At 71.6% G+C, this 14390-nt stretch carries 14 protein-coding genes; 5 read left to right on the forward strand and 9 right to left on the reverse strand.

The features are described from left to right. Positions 1-154: 154 nt before the first annotated feature. The 3 genes from ACWCSV_RS12195 to ilvA all read right to left on the reverse strand — a co-directional run bounded on the left by ACWCSV_RS12195 (position 155) and on the right by ilvA (position 3534). Entirely contained in the window at positions 155-1009 is an 855-nt protein-coding gene (locus ACWCSV_RS12195) for an ABC transporter permease (RefSeq protein ID WP_451141186.1), read from the reverse strand. Then, entirely contained in the window at positions 1006-2064 is a 1059-nt protein-coding gene (locus ACWCSV_RS12200; protein WP_451141188.1) for an ATP-binding cassette domain-containing protein, read from the reverse strand. Before ACWCSV_RS12200 ends, ACWCSV_RS12195 begins: the two co-directional genes overlap by 4 nt. A gap of 237 nt (positions 2065-2301) precedes the next feature. Then, on the reverse strand, positions 2302-3534 hold the full coding sequence (ilvA, locus tag ACWCSV_RS12205; RefSeq protein ID WP_451141190.1) for a threonine ammonia-lyase: 1233 nt from the start codon (positions 3532-3534) through the stop codon (positions 2302-2304). A 178-nt stretch (positions 3535-3712) separates the two neighbouring features. Between ilvA and ACWCSV_RS12210 the strand changes: the two genes are divergently transcribed. Both ACWCSV_RS12210 and ACWCSV_RS12215 read left to right on the forward strand, forming a co-directional pair. Next, complete coding sequence (locus ACWCSV_RS12210) at positions 3713-4243, forward strand: MarR family winged helix-turn-helix transcriptional regulator (protein ID WP_451141192.1); 531 nt, start codon at positions 3713-3715, stop codon at positions 4241-4243. Between the two features lie 51 nt (positions 4244-4294). Continuing rightward, a complete protein-coding gene (locus tag ACWCSV_RS12215; RefSeq protein ID WP_451141194.1) occupies positions 4295-4492 on the forward strand; it encodes a DUF1059 domain-containing protein in 198 nt (65 codons plus the stop codon). Positions 4493-4789: 297 nt separating this feature from the next. On the opposite strand, the gene ACWCSV_RS12220 is transcribed toward ACWCSV_RS12215, so the two are convergent. Continuing rightward, positions 4790-5935, reverse strand: a complete 1146-nt coding sequence (locus tag ACWCSV_RS12220) for a cystathionine gamma-synthase (RefSeq protein ID WP_451141196.1) — start codon at positions 5933-5935, stop codon at positions 4790-4792. 67 nt (positions 5936-6002) lie between these two features. Between ACWCSV_RS12220 and ACWCSV_RS12225 the strand changes: the two genes are divergently transcribed. The 3 genes from ACWCSV_RS12225 (at position 6003) to msrA (ending at position 8804) form a co-directional block, all read left to right on the forward strand. Then, a complete protein-coding gene (locus ACWCSV_RS12225; protein WP_451141198.1) occupies positions 6003-7109 on the forward strand; it encodes a hypothetical protein in 1107 nt (368 codons plus the stop codon). A gap of 149 nt (positions 7110-7258) precedes the next feature. Beyond that, positions 7259-8053: a hypothetical protein gene (locus ACWCSV_RS12230; protein ID WP_451141200.1), complete on the forward strand. Its 795-nt coding sequence runs from the start codon at positions 7259-7261 to the stop codon at positions 8051-8053. An 85-nt stretch (positions 8054-8138) separates the two neighbouring features. Next, positions 8139-8804, forward strand: a complete 666-nt coding sequence (gene msrA, locus ACWCSV_RS12235) for a peptide-methionine (S)-S-oxide reductase MsrA (RefSeq protein WP_451141500.1) — start codon at positions 8139-8141, stop codon at positions 8802-8804. 164 nt (positions 8805-8968) lie between these two features. On the opposite strand, the gene ACWCSV_RS12240 is transcribed toward msrA, so the two are convergent. The 5 genes from ACWCSV_RS12240 to ACWCSV_RS12260 all read right to left on the reverse strand — a co-directional run bounded on the left by ACWCSV_RS12240 (position 8969) and on the right by ACWCSV_RS12260 (position 14282). Continuing rightward, positions 8969-9448, reverse strand: a complete 480-nt coding sequence (locus tag ACWCSV_RS12240) for a hypothetical protein (RefSeq protein WP_451141202.1) — start codon at positions 9446-9448, stop codon at positions 8969-8971. 93 nt (positions 9449-9541) lie between these two features. Continuing rightward, positions 9542-10063: a helix-turn-helix domain-containing protein gene (locus tag ACWCSV_RS12245; protein WP_451141204.1), complete on the reverse strand. Its 522-nt coding sequence runs from the start codon at positions 10061-10063 to the stop codon at positions 9542-9544. A gap of 219 nt (positions 10064-10282) precedes the next feature. Then, positions 10283-11662, reverse strand: a complete 1380-nt coding sequence (gene gdhA, locus ACWCSV_RS12250; RefSeq protein WP_451141206.1) for an NADP-specific glutamate dehydrogenase — start codon at positions 11660-11662, stop codon at positions 10283-10285. Between the two features lie 399 nt (positions 11663-12061). After that, the gene (locus ACWCSV_RS12255) at positions 12062-12745 is read right to left on the reverse strand and encodes an ABC transporter ATP-binding protein (protein ID WP_451141208.1); all 684 of its coding nucleotides are present in this window, start codon (positions 12743-12745) and stop codon (positions 12062-12064) included. A 49-nt stretch (positions 12746-12794) separates the two neighbouring features. Continuing rightward, a complete protein-coding gene (locus ACWCSV_RS12260; protein ID WP_451141210.1) occupies positions 12795-14282 on the reverse strand; it encodes an ABC transporter permease in 1488 nt (495 codons plus the stop codon). Between the last annotated feature and the right edge of the window lie 108 nt (positions 14283-14390).

A 14390-nucleotide genomic window follows, 5' to 3' on the forward strand; every position in this document is an offset into this window, starting at 1 on the left:
GGCTGGGCGGTCTGGCGGCCCTGCTGACCGCCCTGTACCGCGTCCCCGAGCTGCCCGCCGCTGCCGTACGCCGGTTCTCCCCCCGAGGAGTCCGCCGGCCGGGGCTTTCGCGTGCCGGGACGTGCGGAAGAAGTACGAGAGACCGACCGGGTCGTCAGGTCGCCGCCCGCCGGTACTTGCGGACCGCCAGCGTCCGGAAGACCACGGTGATCACGACGGACCAGATGAGCGAGGCCCAGACGGGGTGCTGCATCGGCCAGGCGTCGGACGGGGAGACGCCCGGGTTGCCGAAGAGGACGCGGCACGCCTGCACGGTCGCGCTGAACGGGTTCCAGTCGGCGATCGGCTGGAGCCAGGACGCCATCTGGCTGGAGTCCACGAAGGCGTTGGAGATGAACGTCACCGGGAAGAGCCAGATCAGGCCGCCGGAGGTCGCCGCCTCGGGGGTGCGTACGGTCAGCCCGATGAGGGCGCCGATCCAGGAGAAGGCGTACCCGAGCAGCAGGAGCAGGCCGAACGCACCCAGGGCCTTCCAGATGCCCTCGTGGATGCGCCAGCCGACGAGCAGGGCGACGACCACGAGCACCATCACGGTGAGGGTGGTCTGTACGAGGTCGGCGATGGTCCGCCCGGTGAGGACCGCGCCCCGGGCCATCGGCAGGGAGCGGAACCGGTCGATGAGGCCCTTGTGCATGTCGTCCGCGATGCCCGCGCCGGCTCCCGCCGTGGCGAAGGTGACGGTCTGGGCGAAGATTCCGGCCATCAGGAAGTTGCGGTAGACCTCCGGGGAGGTCGAGCCGCCCACGTTCATCGAGCCGCCGAAGACGTAACTGAACAGCACCACGAACATGATGGGCTGGATCAGTCCGAAGAGAACCACCTCGGGGATGCGGGTCATCCGGATGAGGTTCCGTTTGGCGATCACGAGGGAGTCGCCGACCGACTGGACGATGCCGCCGGACGGGCGGGGGGCCAGGCTCGTCCGGACCTCTTCCGTGCGGGTGGTCACCGTGCGTCCTCCTTCGAGTTCCCGGGCCCGGGGGAAGCCGCGGTCGAGCCGCCTCCTCCGTCGCGCCTCTGTCCGTTCTCCCCTTCGCCGTTCCCGTTCCCGTTGCCGTTCTCGCCCTCGGCGGCGTGGCCGGTGAGCGAGATGAAGACGTCGTCCAGGGTGGGACGGCGCAGCCCGATGTCGTCGATCTCCACGTTCCGGCCGTCCAGGTCGCGGATGACCTCGGCGAGGAGTTTGGCGCCGCCGGTGACCGGGATGGTGAGTTTGCGCATGTGCCGTACGACGGTGACCTCGCCCCTGCCGTACCGGGCGAGGGCCTCGCGGGCGGGTTCGATCTCTTCCGGGGTGTGGACGACGACCTCGACGCGTTCGCCGCCGGTACGGGCCTTGAGCTGGTCGGACGTACCGCGTTCGATGACCCTGCCGTGGTCGATGACGCAGATGTCGTGGGCGAGGTGGTCGGCCTCTTCGAGGTACTGCGTGGTCAGCAGCAGAGTCGTTCCGCCACCGACGAGTTCCTCGATGACCTCCCAGAGCTGCTGGCGGTTGCGTGGGTCGAGGCCGGTGGTCGGCTCGTCCATGAACATGACCGGCGGCCTGACCACGAGGGCCGCCGCGAGGTCGAGCCGGCGCCGCATGCCGCCCGAGTACGTCTTGGTGGTCCGGTCGGCCGCGTCGGTGAGGTGGAAGCGCTCCAGCAGCTCGTCCGCCCGCTTCTTCGCGTCGCGGGCGCGCATCTGGTAGAGCCGGGCGACCATCTGGAGGTTCTCGCGGCCGGTCAGGTACTCGTCGACCGCGGCGAACTGCCCGGACAGCCCGATGGAGCGGCGTACCTCGTTGGGCTTGGCCAGTACGTCGATGCCCGCGACCTCGGCCCGGCCGCTGTCGGGCTGGAGCAGGGTGGTGAGGACGCGTACGGCGGTGGTCTTGCCCGCGCCGTTGGGGCCGAGGAGGCCGAGGACCGTTCCCTCGGGGACGTCGAGATCGACGCCGTCCAGCGCTCGTACGTCACCGAAGGTCTTGACCAGACCTTCGGCGTGGATCGCACCTGGCACAGGAGGTACCCCCCGTCTGCTGTGGGACCGTCCGACCGTCTGCTGTCGGAACGGACGGACCGGTTGTCCGTTCACATACCTACGGTGCGCATCCTAGGACGTTACGGACAATTCACACCCGAGGGGAACGGCCGGGCGCGGCCCTGATGTGTGCGGAACGGCGGACCCTCCGTGGGCGAACCGCGAGCTGCCGCGTACGCCGCGGCGGCCCCGCCGCGTGCGAGAGGCCGCCCCGCCTCACTCGACGATGAGGTGCCCGGCGGCGCGGAGGACCGCGGCGACCTCCTCGCAGTGCTCGGGGCCCTTGGTCTCCAGGTGCAGTTCGACCTCCGCCTCGGTGAGGCCGAGGCGCGGCTCGGTCCGTACGTGGCTGATGTCGAGCACGTTCGCGTCGGCGCCGGAGAGGGTCGCCAGGAGCGCGGCCAGCGCGCCGGGCCGGTCCACCATCCGCACCCGCAGGCTCAGGTAGCGGCCGGCCGCGGCCATGCCGTGGCGGAGGGTGCGCTGCATGAGCAGCGGGTCCACGTTCCCGCCGGAGAGCACGGCGACGACCGGCCCCCGGAAGGACTTCGGGTCGCTGAGGAGTGCGGCGACCGGGCTGGCGCCCGCGGGTTCGACGACGAGCTTGGCCCGTTCCAGGCAGAGCAGCAGGGCGCTGGAGAGTTCGTCCTCGGTGACCGTGCGGACCTCGTCCACCAGCTCCTGGATCAGGCCGAACGGCACGTCGCCGGGGCGGCCGACCTTGATGCCGTCGGCCATCGTCTGCGGTGTCGTCTCCAGGGCGACCGGGTGCCCGGCGGCGAGGGAGGGCGGGTACGCGGCGGCGCCCGCGGCCTGCACGCCGATGATCTTCACGTCGGGGCGGAGCGCCTTGACGGCGACGGCGATGCCGGCGGCCAGTCCGCCGCCGCCGATACCGACGACGATGGTGCGGACCTCGGGACACTGTTCGAGGATCTCCAGGCCGACGGTGCCCTGGCCCGCGATGATGTCGGGGTGGTCGAAGGGGTGGATGAAGACCGCTCCGGCCCGCTCCGCGTACTCCTGGGCGGCGGCGAGGGTCTCGTCGACGACCTGGCCGTGCAGCCGGACCTCGGCGCCGTACTCGCGGGTCGCGGCGACCTTGGGGAGGGGAGCGCCGACCGGCATGAAGACCGTGGAGCGTACGCCGAGCAGGGAAGAGGCGAGTGCGACACCCTGCGCATGGTTTCCGGCACTCGCGGCGACGACTCCGCCCGCCCGCTCCTCCGGGGTGAGGCCGGCGATGCGTACGTAGGCTCCGCGCAGCTTGAAGGAGCCGGTGCGCTGGAGGTTCTCGCACTTGAACTGGACGGGGGCGCCGACGAGCTCCGACAGGTGACGGCTGCCCTCCATCACGGTCGTTCTGGCCACGCCGGACAGTATCTTCTGGGCGCCCCGGACGTCGTCGAGGATCAGCGGCGGGTGGGGTGCGGACGTACGGAAGCTCATGACCGCCAGTCTCGCAGCTCGCCGCCGGGCCGCCCGCCGAGTGGTCCGGCGGCCTGCCCGCCCGGGCACCCCGCATGTTCTCGGATGGTCGGGTTTGCCTACCGTGGACACACCCGCCCGCATCGCCGCGTACTGTGTCCCCCACCCATCCGACACCGCACGAAGAGAGCTATTGGCCATGCCCCCTCAGGACATGACGAATGCTGCGTCTCCTTCCGGGGACGACGTCTCCCCGCCACAGGGTTCCGACCCCGTCGTCCTCGACACGCTCCAGCACCAGGTGGCGGTCTTCGCCCGGCGTGCCGAGCAGACCCGTCTCGGCGGCGTCGGCAAGGTCCGCAACTCGATGGACCGAGCCGCCTACCTGCTGCTGAACAGGCTGGACCGGGAAGGCCCGATGGGCGTGAAGGCGCTGGCCGCGGGCATGGGGATCGACTCCTCGACGGTGACCCGTCAGGTCGCCCCGCTCGTGGATACCGGGCTGGTCAAGCGGACCTCGCACCCGGAGGACGGCCGGGCGGTCGTGCTCCAGTTGTCGCCGCGCGGGCAGGCCCGCCTGGACGAGGTGCGCGCCTCCCGCCGCGCTCTGATGTCGCAGGTCACGAGCGACTGGAGCGAGGAGGAGCGGGAGACCTTCTGCACCCTGCTGACCCGCTTCAACGGTGCCTTGGCGCTCCGGCAGGCAGCTCACCAGCAGCAGGGCGACTGACCCGGAACTACCCTGGAAGAACAGGCCCACGTGATGAACGAGGAGGCCGCCATGACCAGGAAAGTCGCCGACTGCCGTAAGTATCCGAGCGTGTCGGGCTGCTCCTTGACCATCTCCGGTGAGGAGAACGAGGTCGTCCGGGCAGCCGCCGAGCACGCCGTCTCGGTGCACGAGCACACGGACGGCCCGGAACTGCGCGAGCAGATCAGGGCCTCGCTGGACGACGAGAACGCGAAGTCCGCCGTCTGAGCGGCCGAAAGCCGCTCGGACCGCCAGAAGCCACCCGGACGCGCTGAGAACCGGGAGCCTGCCGGACGTTCCCCGGATGTCCGCGAGGCCCGTCCGTGAGGCCCGTACCCGCAGGGTCCGTGTCCGCGAGGCCCGTACCCGCGAGGCCCGTATCCGCGGGGTCCGTACCCGCAGGGTCCGTGTCCGCGGGTGTCCGGAGCACGGTGCCGGGTGCTTCTGCGGCGCCGGTCGTACGGACGATGCCGTGCAGGAGGGCGGAGGGACGGGTCATGTCCCTCCGCCCCGGCGGAGTTGACGTCAGCCGAGCGCCTGGGTGAGGTCGGCCAGCAGGTCGTCGCCGTTCTCGATGCCGACGGAGAGCCGTACCAGGTCGGCGGGGACCTCCAGCGGGGAACCGGCGGCGGAGGCGTGGGTCATCCGGCCCGGGTGCTCCAGGAGCGACTCCACGCCGCCGAGCGACTCACCGAGGGTGAACAGCCTGGCGCGGTCGCAGACGTTCACGGCCGCCTCCTCGCCGCCGCGCACGCGGAAGGAGACCATGCCGCCGAACGCCCGCATCTGCTTGGCGGCGACCTCGTGGCCCGGGTGGTCCGGCAGTCCGGGGTAGAGGACCTGCGTCACCTCGGGGTGGCGGGTGAGCAGTTCGGCGACCCGGCCGGCGTTCTCGGTGTGCCGGTCCATGCGTACGGCGAGGGTCTTGATGCCGCGCAGCACCAGCCAGGCGTCGAACGGTCCGGCGACCGCGCCCATCGCGTTCTGGTGGAAGGCCAACTCCTCGGCGAGACCGGCGTCGTCGACGATCAGCGCGCCGCCGACCACGTCGGAGTGGCCGCCCATGTACTTGGTGGTGGAGTGCACCACGACGTCCGCGCCCAGCGCCAGCGGCTGCTGGAGGTAGGGGCTGGCGAAGGTGTTGTCGACGACCAGCCGGGCGCCGGCCTGGCGGGCCACGTCCGCGACGGCCGCGATGTCGGTGATGCCGAGCAGCGGATTGGACGGCGTCTCGACCCAGACCGCCTTGGTGCGGGGGGTGATCGCGGCGCGTACCGCGGCCACGTCCGAGGTGTCGGCCACCGAGAACTCCACGCCCCAGCGCGACGCGACCTTGGCGAACAGCCGGAAGGTGCCGCCGTAGGCGTCGTTGGGGATCACCACGTGGTCGCCGGGGGTGAGCAGCGTGCGGAGCAGGCAGTCCTCGGCGGCGAGCCCGGAGGCGAAGGCCAGTCCGCGGCGGCCGCCTTCCAGCGCCGCCAGGTTCTCCTCCAGGGCGGTGCGCGTCGGGTTGGCGCTGCGGCTGTACTCGTATCCCCCGCGCAGTCCGCCGACACCGTCCTGCTTGTACGTGGACACCTGGTAGATGGGCGGAACGACGGCGCCGGTGAGCGGATCGGCGGTGTTTCCCGCGTGGATCGCGAGGGTCTCGAAGCTGTGCTGGTCGGTCATGAGGCCCGAGCGTAGTTCGTCGCGGGGGCCCGCACCGGACACTCGGCCGTACGGGGACAATGGGTCCATGGAGATTCTGTGGTTGCTGCTCGCCCTCTGCATGATCACAGCGGTGCTCGGCCCGTTCCTGTGGCGCCGCCGGGGCGGCAATATCCAGCTGGCGGCGCCCGGTTCGCCGGACGCGGCCGACCCGGAGACGTACGGCTTCGTGCGGCAGGAGCTGCTGGACGGACGGCTGCCCGGCCCCGACCAGGACCTGGTCGACGTCCTCCACGTGGTGCAGGCCACCCAGGGGTGGCGTGCGGCGGCCCAACTGCTCGCCGGTACGCCGAAGGAGGGCGAGGTCCGGTGGCAGCGCGTACAGGCGTTCGCAGGAGCAGCCGCGCTCGAACTCGGTGAGCGGCCCGGTGTGGGTGGTGCCTGGCTGCGCTCGTGGCGCGCCGAGGCGCCGGAGGACCCGGGGGCGGCGGCGGTGCACGCGGATTTCCTGGTGCAGCGGGCGTGGCGGTCCTCCGCGGTGGGCAGCGAGGACTTCCGGGTGCTGCTGGACGAGGCGCGCACGGTCGCCGGTGAGGCGTCGGCGCTCGCTCCGGGCGACCCCGTTCCGTACCTCACGCACCTGGCGGTGGCGCGTGGACTGGGTTACGCCCCCGAGGAGTTCGACCGGCTCTGGGCGGAGGTCGTCGACCGCGCCCCGGCGCACTTCGGCGCGCATCTGGCGGCGCTGCACTACTGGTCCACGAAGTGGCACGGCTCCCGCGAGCTGGCCGACCGGTTCGCCACCTCCGCCGCCGCGCGTGCCCCGCAGGGCTCGCTGCTGGCCGCGCTGCCGTTGTTCTCGCTCTACGACAACCTGCCGGAGGTGAACCTGACGCCGAGCTTCTACCGGAGCGCGGCGGTGACGAAGGCCGTCGAGGGGGCGATGTTCGCGGTGCACTCGGCGCGCCAGGACGACCCGATGCTCGCCCATGTCCGGCATCTGCTGGTGCTGTTCCTGGTCAGGATGGAGCGCTGGTCCGAGGCGATGCACCAGTTCGTCCGCATCGACGGGTACGTCGGGGCACTGCCCTGGACCGAGGACGCCGACCCGGCCGGCGCGTACGCGGTCTACCGCGCGCTCGCGGTGGCCGGCTACGAGGCGAACGGCGGCAGCCCGGCGCGGCTGCTCGGGTAGGTCCCGCCGCCTCACCCGCCGGTCTCCGCGCCCGTCGGGTGCCTCGCGCGCCCGCCGGGCCGCTTTGCGCGCCCGCCGGGTCCCCCGCGCCCGTCAGATCACCGTGGGACACGATCCGGTTGCTCCCCACAACCTTTTGACCTCGCACTTTGTCGTTGTTCGTGGTCTGTCACATCCAGTGGTCCGTCACCCTCATCGTCCTCCTCGCCCTGGCCATCGTGCTCTTCTTCGGCAAGGCGATCGCGACGGGAGCCGCCGAGGGCTGGCGCGAGGTGAACGCGAAGGCCAAGGCGGACGCCGCCGCGTACGAGCTGCCCGAGGAGTGCGCCGCACTCGGCCTGCTCCCCCGCGACCAGCTGGACAGGACCGCGCCCGGCCCTGAGCCCGAGGTGGTGACCGCAGCGCTCACCGCAGCGGTGGCCGGTGACTGGAAGCCGGCCGCCGAGCTGATGCGGGAGACGGCCGAGGCCAAGGACTGGGAGCACCGCTCCGGGTTCGCGTACACGCTGGGCGACAAGGCGGCGGAGGACGACGCCTGGCTGCTCGCCTGGGAGACCGCGCGCCCCGACGACCCGGACGCGGCGGTGGTGCGGGCGCGCAGCACCGTCTCGCTGGCCTGGAACATCCGGGGCGCGAAGCGGGCGCAGTACACGACGGGCGAGCAGTTCCAGGGGTTCCACACCGTCCTGGCCCGCTCCCGCGAGGAGATGGCCCGCGCCGCCGAGCTGAACCCCGCCGACCCCGACCACCCGCGCCTCGCGGAGGTCCGGCACGTACTGGCGTACTTCCTCTCGTTCCAGGACCGCGACGAGGCGGCGGTGGAGCAGTTCAAGCTGGTGGACGGGTACGTCGGCTCGCTGTCGTGGTCGTACCGGGGGGACCCGGCGGCGAGCTACTGCCACCTGCGCGACCTGTCCGTGAAGGCGGCGACGAAGGCGTCCTGACCGCGCCTCCCGACCCGGCCTCCCGCGAGGAATGCGGGGCGTTGCGCAGGCGTTGTCCCCATACCGCCCCGCAGAAGGAGGACCGATCATGCTGTTCGGCCGTACACCCGTGCTCCCCACCCCCGAGCAGGCCCTGAAGGGCAGCCCGACCCCGACGTTCACGGTGCCCGACCATCACATCGTGCTCGGCAACCCGCTGCAGGGCCCGTACCCGGAGGGCCTGGAGGTCGCCGACTTCGCGCTGGGCTGTTTCTGGGGCGCCGAGCGCAAGTTCTGGCAGACGGAGGGCGTCTGGACGACGCTCGTCGGCTACCAGGGCGGCTACACCGAGAACCCCACGTACGAGGAGACCTGCTCCGGCCAGACCGGTCACACGGAGGCGGTCCGCGTGGTCTTCGACCCCGAGGTCGTCCCGTACACGGAGCTGCTGAAGCTGTTCTGGGAGTCGCACAACCCGACCCAGGGCTTCCGCCAGGGCAATGACGTCGGTACGCAGTACCGCTCGGCGCTCTACACCCACTCCGCCGGGCAGGCCGAGGCCGCCGCCGCGTCCCGCGAGGCGTACCAGAAGGTCCTGACGGGCTCCGGCTACGGGCAGATCACCACCGAGATCCTGCCCGCCGAGGGCCGCACCTTCTGGCCGGCCGAGGGCTACCACCAGCAGTACCTGGAGAAGAACCCGGGCGGCTACTGCGGCATCGGCGGCACCGGAGTCTCCTGCCCGATCGGCGTGGCCCGCGCGGGCAGCTGATCGGAACCGTGCCGGGCCCGGGGGCGAACCCGGTCCGGCACGGCAGAACACCCCCGCGAGGGGCGTCCACCACGGGCGCCCCTCGCCGTCGTTCCGGGAGAGCGTCGTCCCGGGGGAGCGTCGTCCCGGGAGAGCGTCGTCCCCGGCGGGTCGGCCGGAACGGATCAGGTGGTGCCGTTGAGCGCGGCGAAGCCGGCGACGAGGCCGACGAGGACCAGCACCCCGAGCAGGCAGAGGAACAGCACCAGCCAGCCCGTCAGGATGGCCACCAGGGCGACCCCGCGCCCGGCGCCGCCCAGGCGCTTGCCCCGGAAGCGGGCCACGTGTCCGGCGGGAATGGCGATCAGCGCGCACAGGACCGCGAGGGTGAGGAAGACGGCCGGGTTCATCAGCGCGATGCCGGTGGCGAAGTTCCCGATGGCACCGACGGCGCCCAGCGCGAAGAACCCGCTGACCGTCGCCGCACGGTTCCTGGGCGCGGGCGGGGAGGAACTCTCCGACGCCTGCGCCTGCCCCTGATCCGATGCCGACGCCGACGCCGGTCCCCCTGCCGTGGCCGGTCCCCCTGCCGTGGCCGGTATGCCGTCCGTGGCCGGTATGCCGCCCGTGGCCGGTATGCCGTCCGTGCTGGTGCCGTTCTCCATGCGTGCCGTCCCCCGTGGTCTCCGTGCTCGCTCGCCACGGGATTTTACGGTGCCGCCCAGGACGACCGGCGGCAGAGACGAGCGGACGGCCCGTCAGGCTGCTAGCCGCACCTGCGTCCTGGGTATCGAGCGGGAGGGTACGAGCCCGGTCGCCCGGGCCGCGGCACGGAACGCGCTCCGGCGGGCCAGCTCCGACGCCGCCCGGCCGAGCACGTCGGCGAGGCCGAGTCCGAGGGCGTGCGCGGCGGAGGCGAGCACCTCGGAGGACGCCTCCTTGCGGCCCCGCTCCAGCTCGGAGAGGTACGCGAAGGAGATCCGCGCCGCGTCCGCGACGTCCTTCAGCGTCCGCTCCTGGGAGAGGCGCTCCTGGCGCAGCACCTCGCCGACGAGGTCGCGCAACAGCGGCTCCCGGGGCGCGTCCGACGCGGGAGCCCGGGTCGCGGGAGCCGGGGTCGCGGGAGCCCGGGTCGCGGGAGCCGGGGTCCCGGCCGCCGGGACCTGTCGCAGGGGTATCACCCGGGCGCCACGCGGGAGGCGGCGCAGGCCGGGTTCGTACGCGCTGGATTTGTACGGGCCGGGTTCGTACGGGCTGGTGTCCCTCGCTCGGTTCGTCATCGCTCAAGCGTAGGAGCGGCGCCGCGCCCGTGGGGCCTGCAGCGCTGTGCCCTCGGCGGATCTGCTGGCGGAGAAACAGTGCAACCCCCGGGCCCCGTCGCACCGTCGGCGAACGCCCCCGCCGCCCGGCCGCCCGAGCACTGGGGGCCGGTTCCACGCACGCACACGCACGCGCGGAACCGGCCCCCGGCCGAGAACGGTCACCCGTCACCCGTCAGGTCAGATGAGGCCCTGGGCCAGCATCGCCTCGGCGACCAGTTCGAAGCCGGCGATGTTGGCGCCGACGACGTAGTTGCCCGGGCTGCCGTAGCGCTCGGCGGTGGTGTAGCAGGAGTCGTGGATGTGCCGCATGATCTCCTCCAGGCGCGCCTCGGTGTGGGCGAAGCTCCACGAGTCGCGCGAGGCGTTCTGCTGCATCTCCAGCGCGCTGGTGGCGACGCCACCGGCGTTCGCCGCCTTGCCGGGGCCGAAGGCGACGCCGGCCTCCTGGAAGACGCGGACGGCCTCCGGGGTGGTCGGCATGTTGGCGCCCTCGGCGACCGCCTTCACGCCGTTGCGCACGAGCGCGCGGGCGTCCTCCTCGTGCAGCTCGTTCTGCGTGGCGCAGGGCAGCGCGACGTCGACCGGCACGGTCCACAGGCCGGTGCCCGCCACGAAGGTGGCGGAGGCGCCGCGGCGCTCGGCGTAGTCGGAGACCCGGCCCCGGTCCTGCTCCTTGATCTCCTTGAGCAGGTCGAGGTCGATGCCCTTCTCGTCCACGACGTAGCCGCTGGAGTCGGAGCAGGTGACGACGGTGGCGCCGAGCTGCTGGGCCTTCTCGATGGCGTAGATGGCGACGTTGCCGGAGCCGGAGACGGCGATGCGCTGGCCTTCCAGCGACTCGCCCCGGACGCGCAGCATCTCGGAGGTGAACATGACGCAGCCGTAGCCGGTGGCCTCGGTACGCGCCTGGGCGCCGCCCCAGCCGAGGCCCTTGCCGGTGAGGACGCCGGACTCGTAGCGGTTGGTGATCCGCTTGTACTGGCCGAAGAGGTAGCCGATCTCGCGGCCGCCGACGCCGATGTCACCGGCGGGGACGTCGGTGTACTCGCCCAGGTGGCGGTGGAGTTCGGTCATGAAGGACTGGCAGAAGCGCATGATCTCGGCGTCCGAACGGCCCTTGGGGTCGAAGTCGGAGCCGCCCTTGCCGCCGCCGATGGGCATGCCGGTGAGGGCGTTCTTGAAGATCTGCTCGAAGCCGAGGAACTTGACGATGCCGAGGTTGACCGAGGGGTGGAAGCGCAGTCCGCCCTTGTACGGGCCGAGCGAGCTGGAGAACTCGACGCGGAAGCCGCGGTTGACGTGGATGTCGCCGTTGTCGTCCGACCACGGCACGCGGAAGATGAGCTGACGCTCGGGCTCGCACAGCCGCTCGATGATGCGGGCGTCCACGAACTCGGGGCGCGCGGCGAGCACCGGGCCGAGGGTCTCCAGGACCTCCCGGACGGCCTGGTGGAACTCCTTCTCGCCCTGGTTGCGGCGGAGGACCTCCGCGTAGAGCGGCTCGATGACGCGGCTCTCGGCAGACGGCGAGAGCGCGGATTCAGAAGATACCGACATCTGATCAAGACCTTCCATGGAGCAGTGGCAGATACGTGCGCGCCCGTCCCGAGAACGCACCCGGCCCTCGCCACCCGCACGCGTGCGGACACGTACGGGGGACGATCAGAACCGGTGTATGGCTCAATTGTCCTCTCGGAAGGCGCGCGCCCTCCGGATCATCCACATAGTGACCACCACGGGGCCGTGCCCCTGCGGGACCGGGCCGACGAACGGCCGTACGGTTCCGAAGGATCACCACCCTCCCGCCACCGCACGACCCGTCGACGACGTGACCGGAATCACAGCGGAGTGGCTTCCGGCCGCCCCCCGTACGGGGACACGCCCCGGTACGCGACGGCGCCCTGGTACGCCAACGCACCGGCCACCCGGAGGTGGCCGGTGCTTTCGTGGTGCGGGTCAGGCGGTGGCGTTCTCCGTGATGGTGACCTTGCCCTTGCGGATGGTGGCGAGGCGCGGGGCCTTGCGGGCGAGGGAGCTGTCGTGGGTGACCATGACGAAGGTCAGCCCCAGCTCCTTCCAGAGCCCTTCGAGCAGCGTCATGATCTCGTCGCGCATGGACTCGTCGAGGTTGCCGGTCGGCTCGTCGGCGAGGAGCACCTTGGGCTTCTTGACGAGCGCGCGGGCGATGGCGACGCGCTGCTGCTGCCCGCCGGACATCTCGCTCGGCAGGTGGGTGGGGCGGTCGCCGAGGCCGACCGACTCCAGCGCCTCGATGGCCCGCTCGCGGCGAAGCCTGGCGCCGATACCGAGCGGGACCAGGGCGGTCTCGACGTTCTCGGCGGCGGTGAGCGTCGGGATCAGGTTGAAGCTCTGGAAGACGAAGCCGATGGACTCGGCCCGGACCTTGGTGAGCTTGGCCTCGGAGAGCTTGGCGAGGTCGACGCCGTCGAGCTCGATGGTGCCCTCGGTCGGCCGGTCGAGACCGCCGAGCATCTGGAGAAGGGTGGACTTGCCACCGCCGGTGGGGCCCTGGATGACGAGGCGGCCACCGTCCTCGATGGTCAGGTCGACCCCGGCGAGCGCGTCGACCTTGGTCTTTCCCCGCAGGTAGCGCTTGGTGACGCCTCTGAGCTGATACACGTGTGGACTCCTGCTGTACGTACGGAAGTTGAGGTCGTGGGGCCGGTGACTACTCGACGCGGCGCAGGGCGTCGGCCGGGCGCAGCCGGGAGGCGCGCCAGCCGCCGAACGCGCCGGCGATGAGCCCGCCCGCCACGGCCAGTACGACAGCGATCACGATGGTGGAGAGGGAGACCGGCGCGGTCAGCGCGATGTCCAGGGTCTTCGCGGCGGCCTGACGGCCGGGGCCGCCCATCCCGCCGCCGCCCATGCCACCGAAGCCGCCACCGCCGCCGGACGAGCCGAGCTCCGCGGTGAGCGTGGGGCTGATCGCGGTGACGATGTACGCGCCGGCCAGGCCGACGGCGATGCCGAGGACTCCGCCCATGAGGCCGTTGACGAGCGCCTCGCCGACGACCTGGCGGGTGACCCGGCCGCTCTTCCAGCCCAGCGCCTTGAGGGTGCCGAACTCGCGGACGCGGCGGCTGACCGCCGACGACGTGAGCAGGCCCGCCACCACGAAGGCGGCGATCAGGACCACGATGGAGAGCCACTTGCCGACGCTGGAGGCCAGGTCGGAGGCGGTGGAGAGGGAGCCGGAGACCGTGTCGGCCAGGTCGGCGGAGGTGGTGACGGTGGTACCCGAGATGTTCTTCTGGATGGCCGACTTGACGCTGTCGATGGCGGTGGAGTCCTTGGCCTTCACGTAGACCGTGGTGACCTTGGCCTTCGAGTCCGAGAGCGTCTGGGCCTGCTGGAGCGGGATGTAGACGTTCGCGGCGGCGTCACCGCTGCTGGCGGTGGAGACACCGATGATCGTGAACTTGGTGCCGGAGATGGTGACGGTCTTGTCGACCGCGAGCGACTTCTCCTTGGCGTAGGAGGCGTCGACGATCGCGACCTTGCCGTTCGTCTCGGTGGTCTTGAAGGTACGGCCCTTGGTGATCTCGGATGAGGTCAGCGGTCCGAGGTCCTGGTGCGCGACGTCGGTGCCGTACACGGTGAAGGAGTTGACGTCGAAGGAGGCGCCGCCGCCCTGGACGCGGCCCTGCGGCGCGCCACCACCGCCGCCCTGGCCGCCGCCGTAACCGCCCTGGCCGCCGCTGTTGCCACCGGACGAGCTGTCCTGCTTGAACTCGCCGCGCTTGAACTGGCCGTCGACCTTCATGACGTTCAGGCTCAGCCCGCCGACCGCGGTCGCCACGCCGGACTGCTGTCCGACCTTGGTGACGGTGGAGTCGGCCAGGGTCTGGAAGCCCTGGACCATGACGCGGTCGGTGCTCTGCGTCGCGTCGTCGTCGCTGTCCTTGGCGTCGAAGTTGAACTTCGGGCGCTCCTGGGCACCCGCGGTGCCCTGGGCAGCGGCGGCCTTGGTCACGGTCATGTCCGTGCCGAGGCCGTACAGCGATTCCAGGACCTTGTCCTGGGCCTTGCCCATCCCGGCGGTGACCGAGCTGACGACGATGACCAGCGCAATGCCGAGGGCGAGCCCCGAGGCGACGACGAGCGCCGCCTTTCTGCGACGGCGCAGCTCGCGCCGGAGGTAGGTGAAGAACATGCCGCGAACCTATGGACCGGGCGTGATGGTGGGTTAAGGCCATCATGAGAGGAGGATGAGAACCTGCCGGGACGGGAACTCCGCGTGCGGGACGCAAGCTTCGCGAAG

It is taken from the genome of Streptomyces sp. NPDC001770 (assembly GCF_053596135.1).

Coding starts and splice junctions, on each gene's coding strand:
- ACWCSV_RS12240 (WP_451141202.1), bottom strand. CDS start 9,448: ATGGAGAACGGCACCAGCACGGACGGCATACCGGCCACGGGCGGCATA.
- ACWCSV_RS12220 (WP_451141196.1), bottom strand. CDS start 5,935: ATGACCGACCAGCACAGCTTCGAGACCCTCGCGATCCACGCGGGAAAC.
- ACWCSV_RS12260 (WP_451141210.1), bottom strand. CDS start 14,282: ATGTTCTTCACCTACCTCCGGCGCGAGCTGCGCCGTCGCAGAAAGGCG.
- gdhA (WP_451141206.1), bottom strand. CDS start 11,662: ATGTCGGTATCTTCTGAATCCGCGCTCTCGCCGTCTGCCGAGAGCCGC.
- ACWCSV_RS12245 (WP_451141204.1), bottom strand. CDS start 10,063: ATGACGAACCGAGCGAGGGACACCAGCCCGTACGAACCCGGCCCGTAC.
- ACWCSV_RS12225 (WP_451141198.1), top strand. CDS start 6,003: ATGGAGATTCTGTGGTTGCTGCTCGCCCTCTGCATGATCACAGCGGTG.
- ACWCSV_RS12215 (WP_451141194.1), top strand. CDS start 4,295: ATGACCAGGAAAGTCGCCGACTGCCGTAAGTATCCGAGCGTGTCGGGC.
- ACWCSV_RS12210 (WP_451141192.1), top strand. CDS start 3,713: ATGCCCCCTCAGGACATGACGAATGCTGCGTCTCCTTCCGGGGACGAC.
- ilvA (WP_451141190.1), bottom strand. CDS start 3,534: ATGAGCTTCCGTACGTCCGCACCCCACCCGCCGCTGATCCTCGACGAC.